Raw genomic sequence first — 26481 nt, 5'->3', positions numbered from 1 at the left:
TCCGTGAACACCATGGTTACTGGCCCCATACTTGATCAAATCAATCAAATCCTTCATCAGGAGCTTGCGAAGAAATCGAGGCGACCTGCTGCGGGAGGATTGGCCGGGTTGACGATTACCGGCCAATCAAAGCAACAAAATCATCGATCCGCCGATCCCCACGCCGTTCTTCGAAGTCGAATCGGCAGATTGATCGCGTCCGGCACGAACGATACACCGGTCCTGATACGGGCCGCCGTCGAGTTCCTGCTGCAGCGAGAGTTTGGTGACCAACTCGCCAGCACGGCGTCGTTTCAGGAGATGACTGATTTCGTAACGCGAGCTCTCCTTGAAGATTCGCAATCCAAAGCTGCCGCGATCGAAATGGTGGGGAGGTAACAATCGCGACCTGGCTGCCATCGCGGTGGAACGAACCGGATCTGACGCGCTACTGGCCGACGGGCGATGGTCAGGCTAGCGCGAGACGGCGGCTTTGACTTGAACGACAGGACATTTTTGCGGCCCACACTTCCAGACAAGTCTTATTTACCGCCACGAAGATTGCTGTTCAAATGGCTGCCCTCACGTCGATCGGCGCCATGCCGTCGCATCGGCATTACCGATCGGGAGTACAACCGGCGTACACACGCCCAAATCATCAATGAAACACCCGCAAAATTGCTCATGAAGAAGATTCTGATTGCCGCCACCATTCCGTTCGTCCTGCTCACCAGTTCCCACGCGATCGCGGGCAAGCGCAATTGCGCGGCACGGATCGCGGCGATCCAGGCACAGATCGACAATGCGAAGCGATATGGCAATACGCATAAGGCGATCGGCAAGCAGGCTGCGCTCGCGCATGTCGAAGCGAATTGCTCGGGAACAGGCCAATATGCCAGCACCGAACGCAAGCTGCGGGACAAGCAGCGCAGCGTGCGCAGCGCACAGGATGACGTGCGTCAGGCAGAGGAACGCCTGCGTGAAGCCCAGGCGTCGGGCGATGCGAAGGAGATCGCGAAGGCGCAGCGGAAACTCGCCAAGAAGCAGAACGAGCTGCGTGACAAGACGAGCGACCTGCGCGAAGTGGAAGCCGATCTCGGCACGCTGAAGCGCTGACACCGTCCGCTCCCGCTGGCCAGACGTGCAGCAGCCACACCAGCAGCACCGATAGCGGCACGACCGGCCCGAGCGTCAACAGCAGCATCGCGCGCGACGTCACGTGCCGCGCGATCACGATTGACCGCCCGCGGCCGCGCTCCTAAACTGACCTCCCTTTCACGCCACACCGGCGAAAAGGGTTCCCATGATCGACTTCACCACCCTCGCGCTGTTCTCGGGCGCGTGCGTCGCGCTGACCGCCACGCCGGGCCCCGACATGCTGCTGATCGCGTCGCGCAGCGTGAGCCAGGGCCGCCGCGCCGGGTTCGCGACGCTGGCCGGCATTCAGGCCGGCACCTACTGTCATGCACTCGCCGCCGCGCTCGGCCTGTCGCAGCTGTTCGTCGCCGTGCCGACCGCGTACGACATCGTGCGCTTCGCCGGCGCCGCCTACCTGCTCTATCTCGCGTGGAAGACGTTCCGGTCGAATCCGACAGGGCTGTCGCCGGTCGCGTCGATCCGGCGCCACTCCACCGCGGCAATCTTTCGCCAGGGACTGACGACGAACCTCCTCAATCCGAAAATGGCGCTGTTCGTGCTCGCGCTGTTCCCGCAGTTCATCCGGCCGCAAAACGGTTCGATCACCGTGCAGATGCTCGTGCTTGCGACGGTGCTCAACGCGATCGGCCTCGTGGTCAACGATGCAGTGATCCTGTCCGCGAGCAAGCTGAGCCGCAAGTTCAGCGAACGCAAGCGAGCGTCGAAACTGCCACAATACCTGCTCGGTTCGGTGTTCGTCGGGCTCGCCGCGCGGCTCGCGGCCGCCGGCCGGAACTGAGCGCATGTACCCGCCCGTCGCCGTCGTTCACCCGCCATCTTGCGGCGCGCGCGCCGGCGCCGTTCACCGATCCGCGCCCAGCGACACGCGCAGCCGCTCCATCAACCGCGTGTAGAGCCGTCGCACGTCGGCGGCGTCCACGATGCCCGCGCCGGAGAACCGTTCGTTCCAGGCCGGGTTCCACGCATAGGCGCCATGCTGCATCCGGTCACCATCCGGCGCCTGGATCAGCGAGCGGATCCGCGCATCCCGGCCGGCGCCCGTATGCATCTCGAACAGCGCATGGATGTACGCGTGGTACGCGTCGTACACGTCGTCTTCGAACAGGTAGCGGTAGATGTGGAAAGTCCGGTCGAGGTCGCGCTTCGCGCGGATCACGTCGTCCGGCGAAATGTCCTTCCAGTGCCCGATCCACGTGTAGAAACACAGCAGCTCGTTGAGCAGCGGCGCGACGGTGTCATAGAGCGCGAGCCGCTTTTCGATCAGCTTCTGGTTGGTCCACTGCACGAGTTCGAGCTGCTTCAACCGGCGGCTGATGAACCAGCCGAAGCCGGCCACCGACAGCGGCATCAGGATGTCGATGGCGAGCTTGAAGACCTCCAGCGAATTCCACGGACTGTTGATGGCTTGCATGGGTGCCCAACACGGAAAACATCATGGGATCGAGATGCGCGACTCAACGGTGTGCCGGCCGGCCGCCTCGCGCGAACGCGCGGGCCGGCGCGATTCGGCCGTTAGTTGCAGGACAGGTGGCCGAGTCATCACGCATGCAGTCAGCATACCGGTTGATTGTCTCCAGTCTGTGACCGTTCGTCCAATGTCCGTCTGCGGCGCGTGGCCAATGCCGCAGGCCGGCGAACATGATTCCTGGCATCGCGTTGCGCGGGGGCAGGCATCGGCGGCATCACCAACCCACTGCGCGGTCAAGCGCGCGCGCGACACACGCCGCCGACGCGCGCTACGTCGGTAGCGCCGACGTCAGCTTGACCTTCTGCATCGGGATGTCGGTCTTCACGCTCTGCACACCCGGGATGCGCGTCAGGTATTCCATCTGGAAGCGTCGGTAGTCGTCAATGTCGGCCGCGACGACGCGCAGCAGGAAATCGCAGTCGCCTGCCATCAGGTGGCATTCGACGACTTCCGGCATCTGCTGGACGGCCTCCGCGAAGCGGTTCACCGATTCCGCATCCTGCCCCTTCAGCCACACGCGCGTGAAGATCGTCAGCCCCTTGCCGACCTTCGCGGGATTCAGCACGGCCACGTATTTCTCGATCACGCCGGCCTCCTCGAGGAGCCGCACGCGCCGCAGGCACGGCGACGGCGACAGCCCGACCTCGTGCGCGAGCTCCACATTCTGCATGCGACCGTCGCGCTGGAGCGCGCTCAGGATCCGGCGATCGATGGCGTCAAGTTTCATTTGGCATCCGATTCCAAGAAATTCTCAAATCATGAGTTCGATGCCAAATTCTCTGAAATTCATAGCCACAACGCAACCCGATTCGAGTCAAAAAAGCAGACAATCCTCCTCCCCCGAAGGAGGAGTAATGAGCAGTAGCGTTTCAACATCGACCGGGCTGCGCGAGCGGCCTGCCTTTATCGCCGAGATGGGCCGCGGGATGCGCGCGGCGCTGCCCGTCATGCTGGGTTTCATTCCATTCGCGCTGGTGCTGGGTGCGCAAGCGACCCAGAAGGGACTGAGCGTCCTCGAAGTGCCGCTGATGACGGGCCTCAATTTCGGCGGCGGCTCCGAATTCGCGGCGATCCATCTGTGGACGTCGCCGCCGCACATCGCGCTGATCGTCGCGATGTCGTTCCTCGTGAATTCGCGCCACATCCTGATGGGCGCCGCGTTCGCGCCGTACGTCCGGCGCCTGCCGCGCCGGCGCGCGTTCGCGGCGCTGTTCTTCATGTGCGACGAGAGCTGGGCGATGTCGCTCGCCGACGCGCGGCAGCGGTCGGCCGATCACATCAGCGTCGCGTACTACGCAGGCGTGGCCGCCGGCCTTTATTCGACATGGGTGTCGATGACCACGCTCGGCGCGGCGCTCGGGCCGACGATCGGCAACGTCGAGCAGTACGGCTTCGACATGGCGTTCACGGCGGTCTTCCTCGTGCTGCTGCGGGGGATGTGGAAAGGCGTGCGCGCGAGCCGGCCGTGGTTCGTGAGCCTCGTCGTCGCGGCCGCCACGCATCTGGCCGTGCCCGGCGCGTGGTACGTCGCGGCGGGCGCCTGCGCGGGGCTGATCTCCGCGTTGCTGCTGGAGCCGCGCGATGATGCCTGATCTCCAGACCGTCGCCACGATCGTGCTGATGGCGTCGACCACATATCTGTCGCGAATCCTCGGCTACGTGATGCTGCGCAATCGCACGCTGAGCCCGCGGATGACGGCCGTGATGGAAAACGTGCCCGGCTGCGTGCTGATCTCGGTGATCGCGCCGGCGTTCGTATCGAGCCGCCCCGCCGATCTGCTCGCGCTCGCGATCACGCTGCTCGCGGCCACCCGGCTATCGATCCTGCCGACCGTGACGATCGGTGTCGTCGCGGCAGGGGTGTTGCGGCATCTGATCGGCTGAAGGCTGCCGCCTGGGGTCTGTCTACATGCGGAACGTCATTCTTCTTCCGCATCGGGCAGATCCACCAGCGCCTCGCGTTTCCCGGCCACGTACAGGCGCTTGCCGATGCGCGGGTAATCGCACACGTCGTGTTCGAGCCGCTGCCCGGCAACGAGGAGCACGAGCGGCACGTCGCCCGTGTTCACCAGCGTGTGCGCATCGCCGCCGCGCGGGAACCCGAGGAAATCGCCCGGCCCGACTGCGTAGTCGCACTCGCCGATCGTCGCGGTGCCGTTTCCCGACAGCACATACACGCACTCCTCTTCGTAATGGTGCCGGTGGTATTCGGCCGACCCGTGCCCCGGCATCAGCGTGACCTGCAACACGCCCAACTGCGTGAGCCCGGTCAGGTCGCCCAGGTGTTTCTTGAGACGGACCGCATCGCCGTTCAGCCCATGGACCGAGCGATCGGGCTCCATGTTCGCGATATCGGCGGCTTTCAACAGTTCACGACGGGTGTTCGACATGGTTGTGCTCGCAACGATGACTGCGTGGATTGAAGAACATGCCTGCTCGGGATGCCGCGGCGGGCGCGAAGGCCGTTAGTTGCAATGCGGTGCGGCAGGCAGGCGCTCGCTCACGAACGCCGCCCCGCCGCCGGGCTTCAGCCCGCGTACCGCTGGCGCAACTCGACCAGCAATGCGACGAGCCGCTCGACATGCTCGTCGCCGGTTCGCCATGACGACACGCTGATCCGGAATGCCGGCCGCCCCTGCCACAAAGTTGCGCCAAACCACACGTCGCCGGATGCCTGTGCGGCCTCGCGAATCGCGACAGTATGCGCGTCGGTGTCGGCGCGCACCAGTACCTGATTGAGCACGACGCGGTTCAGCACGTCGTAGCCGGCAATCGCGTCGCGCAATGTGGCGCCGCCCTCGGCGGTCTGTAGCCGAGCAGCGCGGGCCCGGCGGCTCGCCACACGCGCCGCCCGGCATGCGGATCACATCTGCACGACGTCGAGCAGCACCTTCTTGCCGCTCTTGTACGTGAACACCGAGATCGCGCCGTGCTTCAGGTCGCCCTGCGGCGTGAAGCTCGTCTCGCCGATCACGCCGCGATAGTCGGTGGCCGGCATCGCGGCCAGCACCTTCGCGGCGGACGTCGAGTTCGCGCGCTTCATCGCGTCGACGATGATGTAGACGGCGTCGTACGAGAACGGCGCATAGACCTGCAGCGGTTGATGGAAGCGCGCCTCGTAGCGTTTCGCGAACGCCGCCCCGCCCGGCATCTTCTCGAGCGCGATGCCCGCTTCGGAGCACACGATGTTGTCGGATGCCGCGCCCGCGAGCTTCGGCAGGTCGGTCGAGCACACGCCGTCGCCGCCGAGGATCTTCGCGCGCAGGCCGAGCTGCCGCGCCTGCTTCGCGAGCGGCCCGCCCGTCGCATCCATGCCGCCGTACATGATCGCATCCGGATTCTCGCCCTTGATCTTCGTGAGGATCGCGCGGAAATCGATCGCCTTGTCGTTCGTCGCGTCGCGCGACACGACCTTCACGCCGGCGGCCTTCGCCGCCTTCTCGAACTCGGTCGCGAGCCCCTGCCCGTAGGCGGTCGCGTCGTCGATCACGGCGACCGTCCTGATCCCCATGCTCTTCGCGGCATAGGCGGCGAGCGCCGGCCCCTGCTGCGCATCGGTCGCGACGACCCGGTACGTCGTCTTGAAGCCCTGCTGCGTGTACATCGGGTTGGTTGCCGCCTGCGAGATCTGCACGATGCCCCCATCACGGTACACGCGCGACGCCGGGATCGACGTGCCCGAGTTGTGATGGCCGACGACGCCCACCACCTTGTCGTCGACGAGCCGCTGCGCGACCTGCGTCGCGGTGCGCGGATCGCCGGCGTCGTCTTGCGGATCGAGCTGCAGCATCACTTTCTTGCCATCGATCACGAGGCCTTTCGCGTTGATTTCCTCGACGGCCAGCCGCGCGCCGTTCTCGCTGTCCTTGCCGAGGTGCGCGATTGCGCCGGTCAGCGGCGCGACGTGGCCGATGCGCACGATTTCGTCCGCGTGCGCGGACAGCGCGCAGGCCATCGCGACGGCTGCGGCCAGTGCTGTCTTGTGAAGTCGGGTCATGTCTGTCTCCTGATGGGTTATGTCGTTCGTGCGGGGTTCGTGTGGGGCGAGCCGTCAATGCCGAAGTGCCGCGAGCATCGCGCGGCCTGCGGCGTCAGGCGCCGTGCCCGCCTCGCTGCCCGTCGCGACGCCGAACAGGTTCTTCGGATCGCGCGGCGTCGGGATCAGGTCGAGTTCGATGCCGATGTCGCGTTCGCGCGCGGCCGCATTCAGATAGCGCAGCGCCGAAAAATCCTCGAGGGCGAAGCCGACCGAGTCGAACACCGTCACCTGTGCATCGGATTCGCGGCCGCACTGCGCGCCGGACACGATCTGCGCGAACTCGACCACCGGAAAATCCGCGGGCATCTGCTGGAGATCGCCTTCGATGCGCGTCTGCGGCTCGAATTCCACGACCACGCGCGCGCGCCGCAGCACGTCCGCGTGCAGCTCGGTCTTGCCCGGGCAGTCGCCGCCCACCGCATTCACGTGCATGCCGTCCTCGATCATGTCGGGCGTCAGGATCGTTGCGTTCGTCTTGTCGGCGGTGACGGTCGTCACGATGTCCGCGCCGCGCACCGCGTCGGCCGCCGACGCGCAGCGGATCACGCGCAGGCCCGCGAACGGCGCGAGGTTGCGCACGAGCTTGTCGGTCGCCGCCGGATCGATGTCGAACACGCGCAGCTCGTCGATGCCGAGCATCTCGTGAAACGCGACCGCCTGGAACTCGCTCTGCGCGCCGTTGCCGATCAGCGCCATCGAACGCGCGTCGCTGCGCGCGAGAAAGCGCGCGACCAGCGCGGACGTCGCGGCCGTGCGGATCGCCGTCGTCAGCGTCATTTCGCTCAGCAGCAGCGGATAGCCGGTGTCGACGTCCGCGAGCACGCCGAACGCCATCACCGTCAGCAGGTCGGCCTTCGTGTTCTTCGGATGCCCGTTCACATACTTGAACGCATACAGCCGGGCGTCGGACGTCGGCATCAGCTCGATCACGCCGTCGGTCGAATGGCTGGCGACGCGCGCGGTCTTCTCGAACGTCTCCCAGCGGCGGTAATCCTGCTCGATGTACGAAGCCATCGTCGTCAGGATCTGCGTGATCCCGATTTCGTCGACGAGCTTCGACACGCTCGTCACATCCAGATATCGCGTCATGCTAGTTGCTCCATGAGTGGCGGCGGGCCGCCATTGAAACGTTCAGCGTGGCACGCTCATGCGCGGCCTTCGAAGCCCAGCAGCACGTTGACCGCATTGATGCCGATCTCGTCGACCATGTAGCCGCCTTCCATCACGAACAGTGTCGGCAGGTTCAGGCGCGCGAGCGCCTCGCCGATCCGCAGGTAGTCCTGCGAGCGCAGGCGGAAGTGGCTGATCGGGTCGTGCTCGAACGTGTCGACGCCGAGCGACACGACGAGCACGTCGGGCGCATGTGCGGCGATCGCCGCTGCAGCACGGCCGAGCGCTTCGTCATACGTGTTCCACAGCGTGCCCTTCGGCAGCGGCAGGTTCAGGTTGTAGCCTTCTCCCGCGCCCGTGCCGCGCTCGTCCGCGTGACCCGAGAAGTACGGATACGACACCGACGGCTCGCCGTGTATCGACACGAACAGCACGTCCGAGCGGTCGTAGAAGATGTCCTGCGTGCCGTTGCCGTGGTGGAAGTCGACGTCGAGCACGGCCACGCGTGCCGCGCCGCGTGTGATCGCATGCTGCGCCGCGATCGCCGCGTTGTTCAGGTAGCAGTAGCCGCCCATGTATTCACGGCCCGCATGGTGGCCGGGCGGACGGCACAGCGCGAACGCCGCGCGCGTGCCGTGCGTACCGAGCGTACCGTTGGCCAGCAGGTCGGCGCCCGTCAGCGCCGAGTTCGCGCTCGCGCTCACCGCGTCCCACGTGCCGGCGTTGATCGGCGCGCCCGCGTCCATCGCGAAGAAGCCGAGCTTGCCGTCGATGAATGCGGGCGGCGTCGCGGCGGCCGGCATCGCGCGCACCGGCCACACGAGCGGCAGCGCCTGGCAGGTGCGGCCAGTCGCGGCCCACTCGTCCCACGCACCCGCGAGGAAATCGACGTAGCGCCGGCTGTGCGCGCCCGCATAGCACGCGCGGTCGAAAGTTTGCGGCGCGATCACGTCGCCGAGGCCGGTGGCCCTGACTTGCGCGAGCACCGTTTCGGCACGCTGGGGATTCTCGAACGAATCGGTGATGGCGCCGTCCTTCAGTTCGACGCCGCGATGCAGGCGATGATCGCTGCTGTAGATCGTGAGCATGGTTGACCGTTGCGAAGAGGGTGAGCAACAGTTTATTGGCGAGGAGCGGCAATAGCTTTGCTTTCCGCGCGTGGGTTCCGTACACTTTTGTACAAACTGTCTACAGGACGTCGGAAATGAGCAAAAATCGCCCGGCAATTGACATGGACGGCGTCGATCGCGCGATGCTGCGCCTGCTGCAGGAAGACGGCGCGCTGTCGAACGCGACGCTCGGCGAGAAGCTGTCGCTGAGCGTGACGCCCTGCTGGCGGCGCCGCAAGCGCCTCGAGGACGAAGGCGTGATCACCGGCTATCAGGCGAACCTCGACCGGCGCGCGCTCGGCATGAACGTGTTCGCGTTCGTGCTCGTCACGTTCAACATGCATTCGGACAAGGCGTGCGACCAGTTCGAAACGGTGATCCGGCGTCACGACGAAGTGCTGTCGTGCCACAAGATCACCGGCGCCGCCGATTACATGCTGCAGGTCGTCGCGGCCGATCTCGACGCGTATGCCGAGTTCGTCGAGCGCGTGCTCAGGAAGCAGGCCGGCATCTCGTCGATTCAGTCGAGCCTCGCGCTGCGCGAGGTGAAGTTCTCGTCGCGCGTGCCGGTGCCGGATGAGTGAGCGGGTCGCGGCGCAATGCCGCGACGTTCTGACTTCTGCATGCGGAGTGTCGCGCGTTGCCGATCCACCCGCGCACCGGCACGTCTGCAACCCGCCGAAATCCCCCCGTTGTCCGGCGCCGACCGAGCCCATTCCGGAAACCCGGACACCCGAAAAACCCCACAAAAACAACGGAAAAATTCGCGCGCAACACGACGATTGAATTCGGGTATATTACGCGCCCCTTGCCACCCGCCCCCCGACGAACGCGTCGCGCACCGCATGCCGGTGCGCCGCCGCCAGCCTCGTCCGCACACGCTTGCCGCAAGGGCCCGCGCGCGTTTTGCGCGGCCCGGCAAGCACATCACGGGGCGCGCATCCGAAACCGATCGGAAGGTGTCCTTCGGATCGGTTTCGCATCGGCACGAACGCGTTTCGCGACCGTATTTCCGGAATCCCGGAAATGCGATCCGGATTCCCGGATGCCGATCCGGCATCGTCCGGAACGGGCGCGCGCCGGCCGACGAAGCCGTGCGTCGGGCGGTGTGGCAGACCTGATGTGACCAAGCTGAAAAGGGTAGTGCTTTGATAAAAACGTTACGGGTAATGCTGTCCGGGCTCGCGCTGTGCGTAGCCGCGTCTTCCGCGCACGCGGACGACACGAAGAAGGTCGACGTCCTGCTGGTGGGCGGCGGCATCATGAGTTCGACGCTCGGCGTCTGGCTGCACGAGCTGCAGCCGGACTGGTCGATGACGATGGTCGAGCGCCTCGACGGCGTCGCGCAGGAAAGCTCGAACGGCTGGAACAACGCCGGCACCGGCCACTCGGCACTCGCCGAGCTCAACTACACGCCCGAGAAGCCCGACGGCACGGTCAGCATCTCGAAGGCGATCGAGATCAACGAGTCGTTCCAGATCTCGCGCCAGTTCTGGGCGTGGCAGGTCAAGCAGGGCGTGCTGAAGAACCCGCACTCGTTCATCAACTCGACGCCGCACATGAGCTTCGTGTGGGGCGACGACAACGTCCGCTTCCTCAAGAAGCGCTACGACGCGTTGCAGGCGAGCCCGCTGTTCCGCGGCATGCAGTATTCGGAAGACTACGACCAGATCAAGCAGTGGGTGCCACTGATGATGGAAGGCCGCGACCGCAAGCAGAAGGTCGCCGCCACCTGGACGCCGATCGGCACCGACGTGAACTTCGGCGAGATCACGCGCCAGTTCGTCGGCTACCTGCAGCACCAGCCGGGCTTCACGCTGTCGCTGTCGAGCGAGGTGCGCGGCATCACGCGCAACGCCGACGGTACGTGGCACGTGTCGTGGGTCAAGCTGCACTCGAATGAAGCGCCGCAGTCCGTCGACGCGAAGTTCGTGTTCATCGGCGCGGGCGGTGGTGCGCTGCACCTGCTGCAGGCGTCGGGCATCCCCGAGGCGAAGGACTACGGCGCGTTCCCGGTCGGCGGCTCGTTCCTCGTGACCGACAACCCGGAAATCGTCAAGCAGCATCTGGCGAAGGCGTACGGCAAGGCGTCGGTCGGCTCGCCGCCGATGTCGGTGCCGCACCTCGACACGCGGATCATCGACGGCAAGAAGATCATCCTGTTCGGACCGTTCGCGACGTTCTCGACCAAGTTCCTGAAGAACGGCTCGTACGTCGACCTGCTGACCAGCACGAACACGCATAACGTGATGCCGATGATGCGCGTGGGCGTGGACGAGTTTCCGCTCGTCGAGTACCTCGCCGGCCAGCTGATGCTGTCCGACGACGACCGCTTCAACGCGCTGAAGGAATACTTCCCGAACGCGAAGAAGGAAGACTGGCGCCTGTGGCAGGCCGGCCAGCGCGTGCAGATCATCAAGCGCGACCCCGTGAAGGGCGGCGTGCTGAAGCTCGGCACCGAGATCGTCAGCGCGAAGGACGGCAGCATCGCGGGCCTGCTCGGCGCGTCGCCGGGCGCGTCGACGGCCGCGCCGATCATGCTGAGCCTGCTGCAGAAGGTGTTCAAGGACAAGGTCGCGACGCCCGAATGGCAGCAGAAGATCCGCCAGATCGTGCCGAGCTACGGCACGAAGCTGAACGACAGCCCGGCGAAGGTCTATGAAGAGTGGACTTATACGAGCGACGTGCTGCAGCTCTCTGCGCCGCCGAAGATCGACATGACCGCGCCCGCACAGCCGGGCGCCGCCGCTGCATCGGCCAAATCGGTCAACCCGGCCCAGCCGGCCAAGGCGGCAGCCGACATGGCGCTGTGATGCGCTGAAAGGCGCCGTATCTGACGATACGGATGAAACGGCCGTCCTGACGTGGATCGTCCCCCCAGTCAGCGGGCAGTCCGCATCGGGCGGCCGTGTTTCGTTTCGCGCCGCGATGCAGCCGTGCCGGCCGGGACCACCAGGCAAGTCGGGGGCAGTCAGGGCCGGGCGGCCGTTTATCGTTTTGCCGCGCCCGCCGCGAGACCTCGGTAACGCCACCGCGATGCCGGCGTAATGCCGCCGTAACGCCGCTGCAATACCGCTGCAACATCACCCGCAATACCACCCGCATTACCGCCGCAACACTCCCTCAATACCTCCTCAACACCTCCTCAATACCGCCGACACAACCGCCGTATCCGCTAGAATTGCGCCACGCGCGTTTCTGCGATCGCGCCCCGATCCATCCGCCACCCCGACGAACCATCACGCGAACGGCCGCACCGCGCCCCGCCCTTTCACGCGGACGCCGCGCGCGAAGGCCACGCAACACCAGCGCCCGCGCCCGATGCGCCGGCGCGCACAACCGAATTCAGCTGGAGAAAGACCGTGTTTACCTGCCGAAACCAGAGCTGCGGCACGCAGTGGGAAGAATCCGACGTCGTCATCAAGGACGAAGGCCAGGGGCTGCTGTTCCGCTGCCCGCTGTGCGGCGCGCGCAATTATCTCGAACGCTTCGAAGGCGACGACGGCACGGTCGTCTACGAACAGATGGAAGGCCGGCCCTACCTCGGAGACCTGTCCTGACATGACTCAACCGACCGCCACGCCGTTCAGCGCGCTGCCGCTGACGCCCGCCACGCTCGCGAATCTCGCGCAGCTCGGCTATACCGACATGACGCCGATCCAGGCCGCGAGCCTGCCGATCGCGCTGGCCGGCCAGGACCTGATCGCGCAAGCGAAGACCGGCAGCGGCAAGACGGCCGCGTTCTCGCTCGCGCTGCTCGCGCGCCTCGACGCGCGCCGCTTCGACGTGCAGGCGATGGTGCTGTGCCCGACGCGCGAACTGGCCGACCAGGTCGCGCAGGAAGTCCGCCGCCTCGCGCGCGCCGAGGAAAACGTCAAGGTGCTGACGCTGTGCGGCGGCACGCCGATGCGCCCGCAGACGCAGAGCCTCGAGCACGGCGCGCATATCGTCGTCGGCACGCCGGGCCGCATCATGGATCACCTCGACCGCGGCACGCTCCAGCTCGACGCGCTGAACACGCTCGTGCTCGACGAAGCGGACCGGATGCTCGACATGGGCTTCTTCGACGATATCGCGAAGGTCGCGCGGCAATGCCCGCCGACGCGCCAGACGCTGCTGTTCTCCGCGACCTACCCGGACGGCATCGCGAAGCTAAGCCAGCAGTTCCTGCGCAACCCGAAGGAAGTGAAGCTCGAGGAGCGCCACGACGACAGCAAGATCCGCCAGCGCTTCTACGAAGTGACCGAAGACGAGCGGCTGCACGCGGTCGGCCTGCTGCTGAACCACTATCGCCCGGTCAGCACGATCGCGTTCTGCAACACGAAGCAGCAATGCCGCGACCTGCTCGACGTGCTGCACGCGCAGGGCTTCCACGCGCTCGCGCTGCACGGCGAGCTCGAACAGCGCGAACGCGACCAGGTGCTGATCCAGTTCGCGAACCGCAGCTGCTCGGTGCTCGTTGCGACCGACGTCGCCGCGCGCGGCCTCGACATCGCGCAGCTCGAAGCGGTGATCAACGTCGACGTGACGCCCGACCCCGAAGTGCACGTGCACCGCATCGGCCGCACGGGCCGCGCGGATCAGGAAGGCTGGGCGCTGAGCCTCGCGAGCATGGACGAGATGGGGCGCGTCGGCGGCATCGAGCAGGCGCAGAAGCGCGATGTCGAATGGCATCCGCTCGCCGAGCTGAAGGCCGACAGCAACGAGCCGCTGCTGCCGCCGATGGAAACGCTGCAGATTCTCGGCGGCCGCAAGGACAAGATCCGTCCCGGCGACGTGCTCGGCGCGCTGACCGGCGACGCGGGCTTCAGCGGCGCGCAGATCGGCAAGATCAACGTGACCGAGTTCTCGACGTATGTCGCGATCGAGCGCGGGGTCGCGCGCGATGCGCTGCGCAAGCTCAATGCCGGCAAGATCAAGGGCAAGCGCGTGAAGGTTCGCTTGATGGACGAGTGATGCTGTGGCGCGCCGCGTGGTGACGCTCAAGCATCACTCACGCGGCGCGCTCGCCGAGCATCTCCAGATACCGCCCGATCGCCCCCCACTCCCCGCCGATCCGGCTGATCGCGACCAGTTCCGATTTCGGGCCGCGTCCCGCCAGCTTCCGATAGACCACGTTCGGCGCCGCGATCCGGCTCAGCGGCGCCGGCGCGAGCGCCAGCCCGAGGCCCGCGGCCGTCAGCGCCAGCACGGACAGCGTGCTGCTCACCTTGTGCGCGATGCGCGGCTCCTTTCCCAGTACCTGACGCAGGATCGTCAGCTGGCCCACGTCGTCGCCGTCGGCCGCATAGAGGATGAACGGCTCGTCGGCGAGCACGGCCGCCGACAGCGAGCGCCGGCTCGCGAGCGGATGCCGGCTGTTCATCACCACCTCCCAGGTCCAGCTGCCGACCGGCCGCACCGCGAGCTTCGCATCGAATTCGACGCCGAACGCCGGACAATAGCCGATGTCGAGACGGTCCGCGAGAATCGCGTCCTGCTGCGCGGCCGGCGCCATCTCGCGCAGCTCCAGCGCGACGTTCGGCCACGCGGCATGGAACGCGAGCAGATCGTCGGACAGGCGCCCCGCCGCGACCGCATTGCCGACGAAGCCGATCCGCACGACGCCGGTCTCGCCGCGCGCCGCGCGCTGGACCACGCGCTTCGTCCGCTCCGCCTGCTCGATCGTGCGCCGTGCCTCGACCAGCAGCAGCCGGCCGGCGTCCGTCAGCGCGACCTTGCGCGTGCTGCGCACGAACAGCGCGGTGCCCAGCTCCTCTTCGAGCGCCCGAATCTGCACGCTCAATGCCGGCTGCACGATGTGCAGCCGCTCGGCCGCGCGGCCGAAGTGCCCCTCTTCGGCGACCGCGACGAAGTAGCGCAAATGACGAAGGTCCATACGGATCGATTGATCACTCAAAACAATCAATCTTGAAATTTAATCTATTGGATCGAAAATTCAAGCCCGCGCATGCTGGTGGTCAAACGCAGCCCCGCGTCACTTCACAGGAGTCCGACCATGACCGCCCGCAATCGAATCGATGTTCATCAACATGTCGTGCCCCCGTTCTGGGCCGACGCGCTGCCGGCGCACGGCGGCGATCCGTCCGGATGGGGCATGCCCGTGTGGAACCCCGAACTTGCGCGCGACTTCATGGATTCGCTGCAGATCCAGACCGGCGTGCTGTCGCTGACGGCGCCGGGCGTGCAGGGCTGGAACGGCCAGGCGAAGCTCGACATGGCGCGGAAGGTGAATGAATATGCGGCCGGCCTCGTCGCGAAATGGCCGACCCGCTTCGGCCATTTCGCAACGCTGCCGCTGCCGGACGCCGATGGCGCGCTGGCCGAGATCGGCCACGCGTTCGACGTGCTGAACGCGGACGGAGTCGTGCTGCTCAGCAACTACGGCGGCGTCTATCTCGGCGATCCGGCCTTCGAACCTGTGTGGGCGGAGCTCGATCGCCGCCACGCGGTGGTCTTCATCCACCCCGCGAAGCCTGCGATCGACGGATTGCCGGGGATGCCCGGCCCGCTCCTCGACTATCCGTTCGACACGACGCGCGCGGCGCTCCAGCTCGTGCTCAACGGCGTGATCGCGCGGCACCCGAACGTGCGCATCATCCTGTCGCACGCGGGCGGCTTCCTGCCGTATGCGGCATACCGGTTCGCGGAAATCGCGCCTGGCGTGCGCGACGACGTTCCGCCTCGTGACGGGCTGCTCGACCTGATGCGGACGTTCTACTTCGATACCGCGTTGTCGTCTCCGTCGGCGCTGCCGAGCCTCACTGCATTCGCGAAACCCGGCCACGTGCTGTACGGAAGCGATTTCCCGTACGCGCCAACGGCCGTCAGCACGTCGTTCACCGCCGCACAGGATGCCTATGACGCGCTGGGCGCGGACCAGCATGCGTCGATCAACCACGGCAACGCGCTTGCTCTGTTCCCGCGACTTTCGGGTCAGGCGCGATAACGCATCGTGTCACGCCCCCGCCGGATCGGCGGGGCGGTCTCATTCCACCGCTCCGCCGCCGCTCCCCCGTCGACTCACCGCCGTCAGAACGGTATGACGGCCTTCGCCCACACGGCCTCTCCGGCCGGCCGGTTGCGCACGAAGAACTCCTTCACGACACGCGCTTCCAGGCTGATCTTGCTGAACTGATAGCGGAACCCCGGCCCGATCGCGAGCACCTGTCCGCGAAAACCATCACCCGCGACGGGCTGCCCGTTCTGCATGTCGTCCGTCGTCTGCTTGACGAAGTAGCCCGACAACCCGACGCGCACCTTCGGCGTGACCGCATAGCTCGCCGAATAATCGAAGTGGAACAGGTTCCCCGAGTGATAGTGCGTGTCGTTGTTCGGCGAATTGAAGCTGTACGTGATCTTCGCGGACACCTCGACCTTGTCGTTCGGCAGCCACGACACACCGAGCACCGGCCGCGCGGTGTAGAAATTCTTGCCGGTGTTCATCGACGCATGCGCGTCGTACTGGCCGGTCGGAAACACGAACTCGACCGCGGCGACGGTGCGCAGCGCGCCCGAGCCCCACGCGATCAGCGCCGGGCTGACGATCAGGTCGCCAAGATTGGTGCGGTCGAACGACGCGCCGCCCGCGTCGAGCGTCAGGTGCTCCATCGGCAGCACCGCATACGCACCGTAGCGCCCGCCGAGCAGCGACAGGTTCGACATCCAGACCACGCGCGGAATGAACACGTCCGCATCGAGCTTGAAGCCCGGCACCGAGCCGTTGCCGTGCGAATCGTTGAACCGCGACGCATGGTAGTGCGTGTAGTACAGGAGGCCATACAGGCCGGCCGGCGGCAGCGCGCCCGCGAAGAACGCCTCGGCACCCTCGCCGATCGTGTCGCCGCCGCCCTCCGTCGCCCACGCGCCGGTGCTCAGCGTGATGCCCGCGCATGCGGCGAGCGAGACCAACCCGAATGCAGCATTCCGTTTCATCGACGTCTCCAATATTCGTTCTACTGAATTGATTTTTTATGTTTCTGCTTTGTCCATCGCCTGCACGGTCGTCACGCACGCGGCTGACCGGTGCGTGACGACTACGCGCGCTACTCGCTGAAGTGATCGATCACGAGCCGGTTGAAGCGCGCCGCGTGCTCGATCTGCGTCCAGTGCCCGCACCGGCCGAACACGTGCAGTTGCGCGTTCGGCAGCAGTTCGAGCAGCTTCAGCGAGCTCGCGAGCGGAATCACGCGATCCTCACGCCCGTGGACGATCAGCGTGTCGTGCGGCAACGCGCACAGCTTCGCGTCGTCGCTCGCGAGCGCATCGACCCAGCGCTGCCGCGGCGCGGGAAACATGTCCGCGAATGCTTCCTGGTAGCCGGGCCGCACGCTCGCGTCGTAGCGCAGCTTCGCGAGTTCGTCGTTCACGAGCGTGCGGTCGAACGCGAAGATGTCGAGCAGCGCGCGCATGTTCGCGATCGACGGCGTATAGCCCCACACCGCGTCGAGCCCTTCGGTCAGCTCAAAGCGCGTGCCCGCCGCGCCCATCAGCACGAGCCGGCCGACGCGCTCGGGCGCCCGGATCGCGAGCGCAAGCGCCAGTGCGCCGCCGAACGAATTGCCGACCACGTGCGCGCGCTGGACGCCAAGCGCGTCGAGCAGGCCGAGCGCGTGGTCGACCCAGTGTTCCATCGAATACCGGTACCCGGCCGGCCGTTCGGTCTCGCCGAAGCCGGCCATGTCGGGCGCGATCACGCGGAACTGCCGCGCGAGCGCGGGCATCGTGAGCCGCCAGTTCGCATAGGCCGTCACGCCCGGCCCCGAGCCGTGGATCAGCAGCACGGGCGGCCCGTCGCCGAGGTCGTGATAGTTCGTTTCGATACCGCCGGCCGCGATCCGGCGGCCGATTTCAGGGTTGGTCGACATGACGCTCTCCAATCGATTCCTGTCGTGTGCGGTGCGCATCAGCGCCCGCGCTTCTTCGCGCTCTGCCCGCCGATGCCGAAGTGCGCCTTCGGCATCTCGGTGATGATCACGCGCACCGATTCGACGGGTGCGTCGAGCGAGCGGTGGATGGCGTCCGTCACTTCCGCGATCAGGCGTTCCTTTTTCTCGTCGTCGCGGCCTTCCAGGATGTACAGATGAGCTACCGGCACGTTTCGCCTCCTTGTCAGATGAAACGCAGGCCGACCGACCCGATGTCCTGCACGCGCAGCGTCACGCTGTCGCCGGCCTCGACGGCCACCGCCTCCGTGATGCCGCCCGACAGGATCACGCTGCCTGCGGGAATCGATTCGCCGCGCGCGCCGAGATGGTTCGCGAGCATCGCGATCGCGGCGGCCGGATGCCCGAGCACGGCCGCACCCGCGCCGACCGCAACCGGCTGCCCGTTCTTCTCGAGCACGACGCCGAGCGTGCGCAGGTCGACGCCGTCCACCGCGAGCGGCCGGCCGCCGACGACGAAGCGCGCGGCCGACGTGTTGTCGGCCACCACGCTCTTCAGGTCGAACTTGAAATCGCGGTAGCGGCTGTCGATCACCTCGATGCCGGCGACGACAAAATCCGTCGCGGCGAGCACCGCGCCGATATGACAGCCGGGGCCCTTCAGCTCGGCCTTCGTGACGAACGCGATCTCCGGCTCGACCTTCGGATGGATCAGCGCGGCCGTGTCGCATTCGCCGCCGTCGGGCAGCGCGTAGGTATCCGTCAGGAAGCCGAACACGGGCGTATCGACGCCCATCTGGCGCATCTTCGCGTGCGACGTCAGGCCGGCCTTGTAGCCGACGATCCGCGCACCGCGAGTCAGTTGCCGGCGGCGGATCGCGTCCTGGATCGCGTACGCGTCGTCCCAGTCCATCTCCGGATGCGCGTCGGTGATCTTCGGCGTGTCGCGCGCGTCGCGCACGCAGTCGTCGAGATGCGTCGCCAGCGTGTCGACGATGTCGGTCGTGAGATTCATGCGGCCTCCTGCTTCGCGTGCGCCGCGCGCGCCTTCGCGAGCGTCAGCGCGGTGTCTTCGATCATGTCTTCCTGCCCGCCCACCATCCCGCGCCGGCCGAGCTCGACGAGGATGTCGCGCGCGGGTATGCCGTACTTCTCGCCGGCGCGCTTCGCGAACAGCAGGAACGAGCCATACACGCCCGCATAGCCGAGCGTCAGCGCGTCGCGGTCGATGCGGATCGGGAAGTCCATCATCGGCACGACGAGATCCTCGGCGACGTCCTGGATCTTCCACACGTCGACACCGGTCTCGATTCCCATCCGCTCGCACACCGCGACGAACACCTCGAGCGGCGTGTTGCCCGCGCCGGCACCGAGGCCCGCCGCCGCGCCGTCGATCCGGTTCGCGCCGGCCTCGATCGCCGCGATCGAGTTCGCGACGCCCATCGCGAGATTGTGGTGGCCGTGGAAGCCCAGTTCGGTGTCGGGCTGCAGCGCGTCGCGCACGGCGCGCAGACGCGCCGTCACGTCGTCGGGCAGCATGTAGCCGGCCGAATCGGTGATGTAGATGCAGTTCGCGCCGTACGACTCCATCAGCTTCGCCTGCTTGACGAGCCCTTCGGGGCTGTTCATGTGGCTCATCATCAGGAAGCCGACGGTATCCATGTCGAGCTTTCGCGCCATCGCGATGTGCTGCTCCGACACGTCGGCCTCGGTGCAGTGCGTCGCGACGCGGATCGTGTGCACGCCGAGCGCATGCGCCTCCTTCAGGTGATCGACGGTGCCGATCCCCGGCAGCAGCAGCGCGGACACCTTCGCGCGCTTCAGCAGCGGGATCACCGCGCCGAGGTATTCGGCGTCGGTGTGCGCCGGAAAGCCGTAGTTGACCGACGAGCCGCCGAGGCCGTCGCCGTGCGTGACCTCGATCAGCGGCACGCCGGCCGCGTCGAGTCCGCTCGCGATCGCGCGCATCTGGTCGAGCGTCATCTGATGACGCTTCGGGTGCATGCCGTCACGCAGCGTCATGTCGTGGACGGTGATTCGTTTGCCTTTGAGATTCATTGCCGTTTCCTTGTTCGTCCGATCGTGGGATATGCGCGCCAGCGTCAGGCCACGGCCTGCGCGGCCGGCGTCGGCACGAGGCGGCCTGCCAGCATTTCCTCGGCGAACATCTCGGCCGTGCGCGCGGCGGCGGCCGTCATGATGTCGAGGTTGCCCGCGTATTTCGGCAGGTAGTCGCCGAGCCCTTCGACCTCGAGGTACACCGACACGCGGCGGCCGTCGAACACCGGGCCGTTGACGAGCCGGTAGCCGGGCACGTAGCGCTGCACGTCGGCGATCATCGCGTGCACCGATTCGACGATGCGCGCCTGGTCGGGCTCGTCTTCGGTCAGGCAGTGCACGGTGTCGCGCATGATCAGCGGCGGCTCGGCCGGGTTGATCACGATGATCGCCTTGCCTTGCTTCGCGCCGCCGACCTGCGCGACGGCCGCGGCCGTGGTGCGCGTGAACTCGTCGATGTTCTTGCGCGTGCCGGGGCCGACCGAGCGCGACGACACGGTCGCGACGATCTCGCCGTACGCGACCGGCTGCACGCGCGAGATCGCGCGCACCATCGGGATCGTCGCCTGGCCGCCGCAGGTGACCATGTTCACGTTCATCTCGCCGCTGCCGATGTGGTCAAGCAGGTTGACCGGCGGCACGCAGTACGGGCCGATCGCGGCCGGCGTCAGGTCGATCATCAGCACGCCGAGCGCGTTGAGCTTGCGGCTGTTCTCCGCATGAACGTATGCGCTCGTCGCATCGAACGCGATCTGCACGTTGTCGGCCTGCACATGCGGCACGAGACCGTCGACCCCGTCCGCGGTGGTCTTCAGCCCGAGTTCGCGCGCGCGCTTCAGGCCGTCGGAATCGGGATCGATGCCGACCATCCAGACAGGTTCGAGCACGGGGCTGCGCATGAGTTTGGCGAGCAGGTCGGTGCCGATATTGCCGGGGCCGATCAGCGCACAACGGATTTTCCGGGTCATGGGGATGTCCTTGTCTGCCAGTGAATGAATGGGGGCGCTCACGCGAACCGCACCGAACATGCGCCGATCCCGCCGATCGACACGCGGAAGTTGTCGCCGGGCCCGACCGGCGCCATCGCGGCCAGCGCGCCGGACAGGATCACCTCGCCGGCCTTCAGCGGAATGCCGAGCCGGCCGAGCGTATTGGCGAGCCACGCGACGGCGTTGACCGGCGAGCCGAGCGCGGCCGCGCCGGCGCCCGTGCCGATCACGTCGCCGTTCTTCTCGAGCACCATCCCGCAGGTCGCGAGATCGACGCTGCGCGTGCTCACCGCCTTGTCGCCGAGCACGAACACGCCGCACGACGCGTTGTCCGCGACGGTGTCGCCAATCTTGATCTTCCAGTCGCGGATCCGCGAATCGACGATCTCGAAGCACGGCATCACGCATTCGGTCGCGGCAAGCACCATCGCGTTCGTCACACCCGGGCCGATCAGGTCGCGCTTCAGCACGAATGCGATCTCGCCCTCCGCCTTCGGCTGGATCAGCGTGTCGAGCGGGATGCACTCGCCTTCGCCGAACACCATGCCCGACAGCAGGTAGCCGAAGTCGGGCTGGTACACGCCGAGCATGTCCATCACGGCCTTCGACGTGACGCCGATCTTCTTTCCGATCACGGTTTCCCCGGCGTCCAGGCGGCGCTGCACGAAACGCTGCTGGATCCGGTACGCGTCGTCGACCGACAAGTCCTCGTGCTGCGACGTCAGCGGCGCAATAGGCGTACGCGACGTCATCGCGTCGTATAGCTTGTCGCCGAGCGTGGTAATCAATGTGGAGTCCATATGTGTCATCCGGTCAGTAACGTGGTGTCAGAGCTTGATGCAGACGTTGCGGAGTTCCGTGTAGAACTCGAGCGAATGCACGCCGCCTTCGCGGCCGATGCCCGATTGCTTCGCGCCGCCGAATGCCGTGCGCAGGTCGCGCAGGAACCACGAGTTGACCCACGCGAGGCCGACGTCGATCGACGCGGCGACGCGATGCGCGCGCGACAGGTTGCTCGTCCAGATCGCGGTCGCGAGGCCATACGCGTTCGCGTTCGCGCGGCCGATCACCTCGGCTTCGGAGTCGAACGGCATCACGAGCGTGCACGGCCCGAAGATCTCCTCGCGGGCGATCGGCGAATCGTCGCCGAGGCCCGTCCAGATCGTCGGCTGCACCCATGCGCCGTCGCGCAGGTCGGCCGGCATGTCGGGCACGCCGCCGCCGGTCACGACGGTCGCGCCGAGTTCGGCCGCCTGGCGGTAGTACGACAGCACCTTGTTGCGATGTTCCTGGCTGATCAGCGGCCCGATGCTGGTCGTGCCGGCTTCCGGGCGGCCCGGCTGCAGCCGCTCCGCGCCGGCCTTCAGCGCGGCGACGAAGCGCTCGAACAGCGGACGCTCGACGTACACGCGCTCGGTGCCGAGACACACCTGCCCCGCATTCGCGAAGCACGAGCGCAGCGTGCCTTCGACGGCCGCGTCGAAATCGCAGTCGGCGAACACGATCGCCGCGTTCTTGCCGCCCATCTCGAGGCTGACGGGCCGCGCGCCATCGGCGGCCGCCTTCATGATCGCCGCGCCGGTGCGCGTCTCGCCGGTGAACGTGATCGCGTTCACGCCCGGGTGCGTCGTCAGGAATTCGCCGGCCGAACCGGGCCCAAAGCCGTGCACGACGTTGTAGACGCCGCGCGGCACGCCGGCCGCGTTCATCACGTCGCCGAGCAGCGCGGCCGTTTGCGGCGTCTCTTCCGACGGCTTTACGACCACCGTGTTGCCGCACGCGAGCGCGGGCCCGACCTTCCACGTCATCAGCAGCAGCGGCAGGTTCCACGGGCACACCACGCCGACGACGCCGACCGGCCGGCGGATCGCGTAGTTGAGCGCGCCCGCGCCGTCCGGCGTCGCCATCTCGAAGGTTTCGCCGGGCACGTTCTTCACGACGTCGGCGAACACCTTGAAGTTCGCGGCGCCGCGCGGGATGTCGAGATGGCGCGCGAGGCTCATCGGCTTGCCGGTGTCGGCCACTTCCGCTTCGAGGAAATCGTCGAAGCGGCGCTCGATGCCGTCGGCCACTGCGTAAAGCAGGTCGACGCGCTGCGCGACCGTCAGGCCGCCCCACGGGCCCGACAGCGCGGCGCGCGCCGCGTGCACGGCCGCGTCGACGTCGGCGCGGCCGGCTTCGGCGACGCGCGCGATCAGCGCGTTGTCGAGCGGCGAGCGCTTGTCGAACCAGCGCTCGCCGGCGCGGTATTCGCCGTCGATGAAATGGCGGACGAGCCGCACGTCCGGCTGCCCGCCGGCGGGGCCGCGAGTCGCGGCGGTCGTTTCTGTGTCGTACATGTTGAGGTCTGCCGATAGTCGTGATTCAGTTCAGTCGTAAAGAAGGCGCGCGTCGCCGTGCGCCGCCCGTCACGGCGCAGCGAAGCCGGCCGCATCGAGGCCCGCTCGCGCGCAGCTTTCGTCCTGCGCCTCGCTGCCGCCCGACACGCCGATCCCGCCGATCAGCCGGCCGTCCTCGACGATCGGCAAGCCGCCGCCGAACGCGACGAAGCGCGCACGCAATACGAGCCCCTGCTGCACGGCGGCCGAATGTTCGGCGAGCGCGTCGTGCCAGCGGCCGGTCGGCAAGCCGAAGCTCGCCGCCGTGTACGCCTTGTCGATCGCGATATCGATCGAATGCAGCGGCGCGCCGGGCATCCGTACGAACGCGGCGAGCAGCCCGGCCGCGTCGACGATCGCGACGTTCACGCGCACGCCGAGGCGCTCGGCGGCCTCGGCCGCTGCTTGCGCGGCGCGTGACGCCGCGGGCCAGTCGATCACGCGCGTGTCGACGCTCTGCATGGTCGGGTTCCGGGCCATGACGCTTCGCTCCTTGTCGATCAGGTGTAGACGGTCGTGAACGCTTCGTTCAGCTCGCCGGAGTGGAAGAAGATCGCGCGGCCGAGCTCGTCCTCGGTCCACGTCGTGACCGGACGATCGGGCTGCGCGAGATAGCCGAGGCCCGCGAACGTCTCGTTGCGGTTGCCGCTCGGATCGAAGAAGTAGATGGTCGTGCCGCGCGTGATGCCGTGCCGCGTCGGCGCGACGTCGATCTTCACCTTGTTCTTCGCCATCACGTCGGCCGACTTCAGCACGTCGGCCCAGTCGTCGAGGAAGAACGCGATGTGATGAAGCCCGTTGCGCGGGCCGCCGACGAACGCGATGTCGTGCGGCGTCGTGCTGCGGAACATCCACGTCGCGGCCTGGATCGTATTGCCGGGGCCGACCATCACCTGCTCTGCCAGATGGAAATCGAGGCACGCGGCCATGAAGCGCGTGTTCTCCTCGACTCGGTTTACGCCCGTCTCCGGGTTCAGCTCGCACATCAGCAGGCAATGGTCGAGCCAGTGCACGGCCGAGCCCGGGACGTCGTCGGGCCACGGGTCGGGGTTCAGCGAGCCGACCGCGGTGCCGACCTGCTCCTTCTGCGCGTACAGGCGCAGCTCATGCCCGCTCGGCAGCAGGAAGCGCAACTGACGGCCGACCGACGGCAGCGCGCCTTCCGGCAGCATCTCGGTCGCGATCCCGTACGCTTCGATGCGCTGCTGCAGCGTGTCGAGATCGTCATCGTGCTCGACCTTGTACGCGGCATGCTTGAGCCCCGCCTGATCGGACGGGCTGAGGATCAGCGAATACTTGTCCCATTCGTCCCAGCACTTCAGGTACACGTTGCCGGCCGCGTCGCGCATCGTCTCCTGCAGCCCGAGCACGCGTATGTAGTGACGCAGCGCCGCGTCCATGTCCATCACCTTCAGGTTGACATGGCCAATACGCATCACACCCATGATGTGTCTCCTCCAGATTCACTTGTTGAAATTCGTTGCCGCCGCGCAAGCCGATCCGCAGAAGAACGGCTTCTTCAGGCGGCCAGCCACTTCCAGCTCGACGTCGCCGTCCGCCGCCACGCGGCAGGCGAGCGTGTAGCCGTCTCCCTCCTCGTCGGCGCTCACATGTGCGCGGCTGACCGGCCCGAGCCTGCGCACCGTGCCGCGCAGCACGCGCACCTTGCAGACGCCGCAGCCGCCGTTCAGGCAGCCGACCGGAATGCCGCGCCGGCCGAGCTTCGCCATTCCGGCGAGCAGCGATTCGCCGGCCGCGCACGCATAGCGCTCGTCGGTCTGCACGATCGTCACCATCGCCTTCGCGCTGCCCGCGTCCATGTCACACCCGGCGGAACAGCGGGCTGCGGGTCTGCTGCGCATCCGCGGCCGAGATGAACTTCTCGTGGTAGATGTCGCGCTCGAACAGGCGCCCCTGCATCAGCGCGGTGATGCACGCGTCGATCATCGCGGGCGGTCCGCACAGGTACGCCTGATGCCCGGAGAAGTCGCCATCGAAATGCGCTTTCGCGACGTCGTGCACGAAGCCCTGCGCGATGGCGCCGCCCGAGTCCGCCGCGCCGTCGGACAGCGCGGGCACGTACGTGAAGTTCGGATGGCGTTCGGCAAGCGCGCGGAATTCGTCGTGGTAATAGAGTTCGCTCGCATTGCGCTGGCCGTAGACCAGCGTGATCGGCGCGGTGACGCCGCTCGCGAGCAGGTCGACGATCATCGAGCGCGGGCTCGACAACCCCGAGCCGCCGGCCATGAAGATCATCGGCAGCGCGGCCGAGCGGCGCACGAAGAAGCGGCCGTATGGACCCGCCAGGCGCACGCGGTCGCCGACCGCGAGCTGCTCGTGCAAGTAGCACGTGCCGAGCCCGCCCGGCACCTGGCGCACGTTGAGTTCGATCTCGCCGGTGGCCGCGACGTCGGCCGGCGCGTTCGCGATCGAGAACGCGCGGCTCTGCCCGAGCCCGGGAATCTCGAACTGCACGTACTGGCCCGCCTGGAAATGCATCGGCTGCGACAGCTTCAGGCGGATCACCTTGATGGTCGGCGTGAGTTGCTCGATGCGCGTGACGTCGGCCGCGAAATCCTTGACCGGGATGATCTCCGCATCGGGATCCTCGTCGACGTCCGCCTCGATCACGGTGTCGGCCTGCAGCGTCGCGCAGCACGCGAGCGCCTTGCCCTCCTCGCGCTCGAAATCCATCAGCGCGAACGGGTTCGCGTCGCCGACATCGGTCTCGCCGTCGAGCACCGCGACCTTGCAGGTGCCGCACAGGCCGTGACAGCACGCGTGCGGAATGTAGATGCCCTGGCGCAGCGCCGCGTCGAGCATCGTCTGCCCTTCCTCGACCTCGATCGTGACGCCCAGCGGCTCAATGGTAAGTTGGTGGCTCATGATGATGTGCCCATGTTCCGGAATGCCGGCCGCGCGAAGGCGGCCGCCATTCGTGCTGTGACGGTCAGAAGCTCGCGCCGCCGAGGCCGTCGAGGCCCGGCGTGCGGAAACTGATCAGGTCCTTGTGGCCGAGGCCGTTGCCGGCCAGGCTCTTCGACGCGTCCGGCGTCCACGGCTCGCCGGAGCGGAACCACTCGACGCGATCCCAGTCGATCTTCGCGAAGTCCGGGTGGTAGCCGTAGACGGGCGGCAGCACGTCCTTCGCGAGCGCGCCGAACGGCAGGTCGGGCGGCAGCGGCAGGCAGAACGGCGCCGGGAACATCAGGTGGTCTTCCCAGCACACGTAAAGGAGCGGCGCGGGGACCTTGTCCACCGTGTCCTTCACCGGGAAGTCGTAGGGTTTGAGCGCAACGATCGCCATG

General features: G+C 66.9%; 30 protein-coding genes and 1 pseudogene. 10 read left to right on the top strand and 21 right to left on the bottom strand.

The annotated features are described in order from the left end of the window. Positions 1-3: 3 nt before the first annotated feature. From ACV22Z_RS24365 to ACV22Z_RS24355, 3 genes are all read left to right on the top strand, one after another. Complete coding sequence (locus ACV22Z_RS24365) at positions 4-378, top strand: hypothetical protein (RefSeq protein WP_448078838.1); 375 nt, start codon at positions 4-6, stop codon at positions 376-378. Positions 379-540: 162 nt separating this feature from the next. Then, positions 541-1095, top strand: coding sequence for a DUF1090 family protein (locus ACV22Z_RS24360; protein ID WP_448078837.1), 555 nt, complete (start codon positions 541-543; stop codon positions 1093-1095). 187 nt (positions 1096-1282) lie between these two features. Then, positions 1283-1915: a LysE family translocator gene (locus tag ACV22Z_RS24355; RefSeq protein ID WP_448078836.1), complete on the top strand. Its 633-nt coding sequence runs from the start codon at positions 1283-1285 to the stop codon at positions 1913-1915. Positions 1916-1978: 63 nt separating this feature from the next. On the opposite strand, the gene ACV22Z_RS24350 is transcribed toward ACV22Z_RS24355, so the two are convergent. Both ACV22Z_RS24350 and ACV22Z_RS24345 read right to left on the bottom strand, forming a co-directional pair. Next, complete coding sequence (locus ACV22Z_RS24350) at positions 1979-2548, bottom strand: hypothetical protein (protein ID WP_448078835.1); 570 nt, start codon at positions 2546-2548, stop codon at positions 1979-1981. Between the two features lie 325 nt (positions 2549-2873). After that, positions 2874-3332, bottom strand: coding sequence for an Lrp/AsnC family transcriptional regulator (locus ACV22Z_RS24345; RefSeq protein ID WP_448078834.1), 459 nt, complete (start codon positions 3330-3332; stop codon positions 2874-2876). Between the two features lie 127 nt (positions 3333-3459). Here ACV22Z_RS24345 and ACV22Z_RS24340 point away from each other — a divergent pair, with 127 nt between their 5' ends. Next, entirely contained in the window at positions 3460-4197 is a 738-nt protein-coding gene (locus tag ACV22Z_RS24340) for an AzlC family ABC transporter permease (RefSeq protein ID WP_448078833.1), read from the top strand. Next, a complete protein-coding gene (locus ACV22Z_RS24335; protein ID WP_448078931.1) occupies positions 4190-4489 on the top strand; it encodes an AzlD family protein in 300 nt (99 codons plus the stop codon). Before ACV22Z_RS24340 ends, ACV22Z_RS24335 begins: the two co-directional genes overlap by 8 nt. Before the next feature lie 35 nt (positions 4490-4524). On the opposite strand, the gene ACV22Z_RS24330 is transcribed toward ACV22Z_RS24335, so the two are convergent. The 5 genes and pseudogenes from ACV22Z_RS24330 to ACV22Z_RS24310 all read right to left on the bottom strand — a co-directional run bounded on the left by ACV22Z_RS24330 (position 4525) and on the right by ACV22Z_RS24310 (position 8842). After that, a complete protein-coding gene (locus ACV22Z_RS24330) occupies positions 4525-4995 on the bottom strand; it encodes a cupin domain-containing protein (RefSeq protein WP_448078832.1) in 471 nt (156 codons plus the stop codon). Positions 4996-5132: 137 nt separating this feature from the next. Next, a pseudogene (locus ACV22Z_RS24325) lies at positions 5133-5456 on the bottom strand (aspartate aminotransferase family protein); the annotation flags it as partial. Between the two features lie 12 nt (positions 5457-5468). After that, a complete protein-coding gene (locus ACV22Z_RS24320; protein ID WP_448078831.1) occupies positions 5469-6602 on the bottom strand; it encodes a branched-chain amino acid ABC transporter substrate-binding protein in 1134 nt (377 codons plus the stop codon). Positions 6603-6656: 54 nt separating this feature from the next. Then, positions 6657-7733 carry an ornithine cyclodeaminase gene (locus ACV22Z_RS24315; RefSeq protein ID WP_448078830.1) on the bottom strand — a complete coding sequence of 359 codons (1077 nt, stop codon included), beginning with the start codon at positions 7731-7733 and terminating at the stop codon, positions 6657-6659. Positions 7734-7789: 56 nt separating this feature from the next. Next, positions 7790-8842 (bottom strand): histone deacetylase family protein, encoded by a 1053-nt coding sequence (locus ACV22Z_RS24310; RefSeq protein WP_448078829.1) that lies wholly within the window; start codon positions 8840-8842, stop codon positions 7790-7792. A gap of 116 nt (positions 8843-8958) precedes the next feature. Between ACV22Z_RS24310 and ACV22Z_RS24305 the strand changes: the two genes are divergently transcribed. The 4 genes from ACV22Z_RS24305 (at position 8959) to dbpA (ending at position 13819) form a co-directional block, all read left to right on the top strand. Further along, entirely contained in the window at positions 8959-9447 is a 489-nt protein-coding gene (locus ACV22Z_RS24305; RefSeq protein ID WP_448078828.1) for an Lrp/AsnC family transcriptional regulator, read from the top strand. A gap of 585 nt (positions 9448-10032) precedes the next feature. Continuing rightward, positions 10033-11676 (top strand): malate dehydrogenase (quinone), encoded by a 1644-nt coding sequence (mqo, locus tag ACV22Z_RS24300; RefSeq protein ID WP_448078827.1) that lies wholly within the window; start codon positions 10033-10035, stop codon positions 11674-11676. Positions 11677-12225: 549 nt separating this feature from the next. Continuing rightward, positions 12226-12423: a hypothetical protein gene (locus ACV22Z_RS24295; RefSeq protein WP_448078826.1), complete on the top strand. Its 198-nt coding sequence runs from the start codon at positions 12226-12228 to the stop codon at positions 12421-12423. A 1-nt stretch (position 12424) separates the two neighbouring features. Further along, the gene (gene dbpA, locus ACV22Z_RS24290; protein ID WP_448078825.1) at positions 12425-13819 is read left to right on the top strand and encodes an ATP-dependent RNA helicase DbpA; all 1395 of its coding nucleotides are present in this window, start codon (positions 12425-12427) and stop codon (positions 13817-13819) included. Positions 13820-13856: 37 nt separating this feature from the next. On the opposite strand, the gene ACV22Z_RS24285 is transcribed toward dbpA, so the two are convergent. Further along, positions 13857-14741, bottom strand: a complete 885-nt coding sequence (locus ACV22Z_RS24285) for a LysR substrate-binding domain-containing protein (protein WP_448078824.1) — start codon at positions 14739-14741, stop codon at positions 13857-13859. Between the two features lie 120 nt (positions 14742-14861). On the opposite strand from ACV22Z_RS24285, the gene hndA reads away from it, so the two are divergent. Beyond that, on the top strand, positions 14862-15812 hold the full coding sequence (gene hndA / locus ACV22Z_RS24280) for a 2-hydroxy-1-naphthoic acid nonoxidative decarboxylase (RefSeq protein ID WP_448078823.1): 951 nt from the start codon (positions 14862-14864) through the stop codon (positions 15810-15812). Between the two features lie 83 nt (positions 15813-15895). Here the strand turns inward: hndA and ACV22Z_RS24275 are convergent, their stop codons facing one another. The 13 genes from ACV22Z_RS24275 to ACV22Z_RS24215 all read right to left on the bottom strand — a co-directional run bounded on the left by ACV22Z_RS24275 (position 15896) and on the right by ACV22Z_RS24215 (position 26480). Then, on the bottom strand, positions 15896-16798 hold the full coding sequence (locus ACV22Z_RS24275; RefSeq protein WP_448078822.1) for a SphA family protein: 903 nt from the start codon (positions 16796-16798) through the stop codon (positions 15896-15898). Between the two features lie 110 nt (positions 16799-16908). Further along, positions 16909-17730 carry an alpha/beta fold hydrolase gene (locus ACV22Z_RS24270; protein WP_448078821.1) on the bottom strand — a complete coding sequence of 274 codons (822 nt, stop codon included), beginning with the start codon at positions 17728-17730 and terminating at the stop codon, positions 16909-16911. A gap of 38 nt (positions 17731-17768) precedes the next feature. Continuing rightward, a complete protein-coding gene (locus tag ACV22Z_RS24265; protein ID WP_448078820.1) occupies positions 17769-17960 on the bottom strand; it encodes a 2-hydroxymuconate tautomerase in 192 nt (63 codons plus the stop codon). A gap of 14 nt (positions 17961-17974) precedes the next feature. Then, entirely contained in the window at positions 17975-18763 is a 789-nt protein-coding gene (gene dmpH, locus ACV22Z_RS24260; protein WP_448078819.1) for a 2-oxo-3-hexenedioate decarboxylase, read from the bottom strand. After that, entirely contained in the window at positions 18760-19806 is a 1047-nt protein-coding gene (gene dmpG, locus ACV22Z_RS24255) for a 4-hydroxy-2-oxovalerate aldolase (protein ID WP_448078818.1), read from the bottom strand. Before dmpG ends, dmpH begins: the two co-directional genes overlap by 4 nt. Positions 19807-19850: 44 nt before the next feature. Next, complete coding sequence (locus tag ACV22Z_RS24250; protein ID WP_448078817.1) at positions 19851-20774, bottom strand: acetaldehyde dehydrogenase (acetylating); 924 nt, start codon at positions 20772-20774, stop codon at positions 19851-19853. A gap of 38 nt (positions 20775-20812) precedes the next feature. Further along, positions 20813-21595 (bottom strand): 2-oxopent-4-enoate hydratase, encoded by a 783-nt coding sequence (dmpE, locus tag ACV22Z_RS24245; protein WP_448078816.1) that lies wholly within the window; start codon positions 21593-21595, stop codon positions 20813-20815. Between the two features lie 27 nt (positions 21596-21622). After that, positions 21623-23134, bottom strand: a complete 1512-nt coding sequence (locus ACV22Z_RS24240) for a 2-hydroxymuconic semialdehyde dehydrogenase (RefSeq protein ID WP_448078815.1) — start codon at positions 23132-23134, stop codon at positions 21623-21625. A gap of 69 nt (positions 23135-23203) precedes the next feature. After that, positions 23204-23653, bottom strand: a complete 450-nt coding sequence (locus ACV22Z_RS24235; protein WP_448078814.1) for a GlcG/HbpS family heme-binding protein — start codon at positions 23651-23653, stop codon at positions 23204-23206. A 20-nt stretch (positions 23654-23673) separates the two neighbouring features. Beyond that, entirely contained in the window at positions 23674-24618 is a 945-nt protein-coding gene (locus ACV22Z_RS24230; protein ID WP_448078813.1) for a catechol 2,3-dioxygenase, read from the bottom strand. 18 nt (positions 24619-24636) lie between these two features. Further along, a complete protein-coding gene (locus ACV22Z_RS24225) occupies positions 24637-24993 on the bottom strand; it encodes a 2Fe-2S iron-sulfur cluster-binding protein (RefSeq protein ID WP_448078812.1) in 357 nt (118 codons plus the stop codon). Position 24994: 1 nt separating this feature from the next. Next, complete coding sequence (locus ACV22Z_RS24220; RefSeq protein ID WP_448078811.1) at positions 24995-26059, bottom strand: 2Fe-2S iron-sulfur cluster-binding protein; 1065 nt, start codon at positions 26057-26059, stop codon at positions 24995-24997. Positions 26060-26123: 64 nt separating this feature from the next. Continuing rightward, positions 26124-26480: a phenol hydroxylase subunit P4 gene (locus tag ACV22Z_RS24215; RefSeq protein WP_448078810.1), complete on the bottom strand. Its 357-nt coding sequence runs from the start codon at positions 26478-26480 to the stop codon at positions 26124-26126. Position 26481: the final 1 nt, after the last annotated feature.

Source organism: Burkholderia sp. PU8-34 (genome assembly GCF_053427725.1).
The sequence above is the reverse complement of the archived record's forward strand: the minus strand, read 5'-3'. Positions and strand labels throughout refer to the sequence as shown.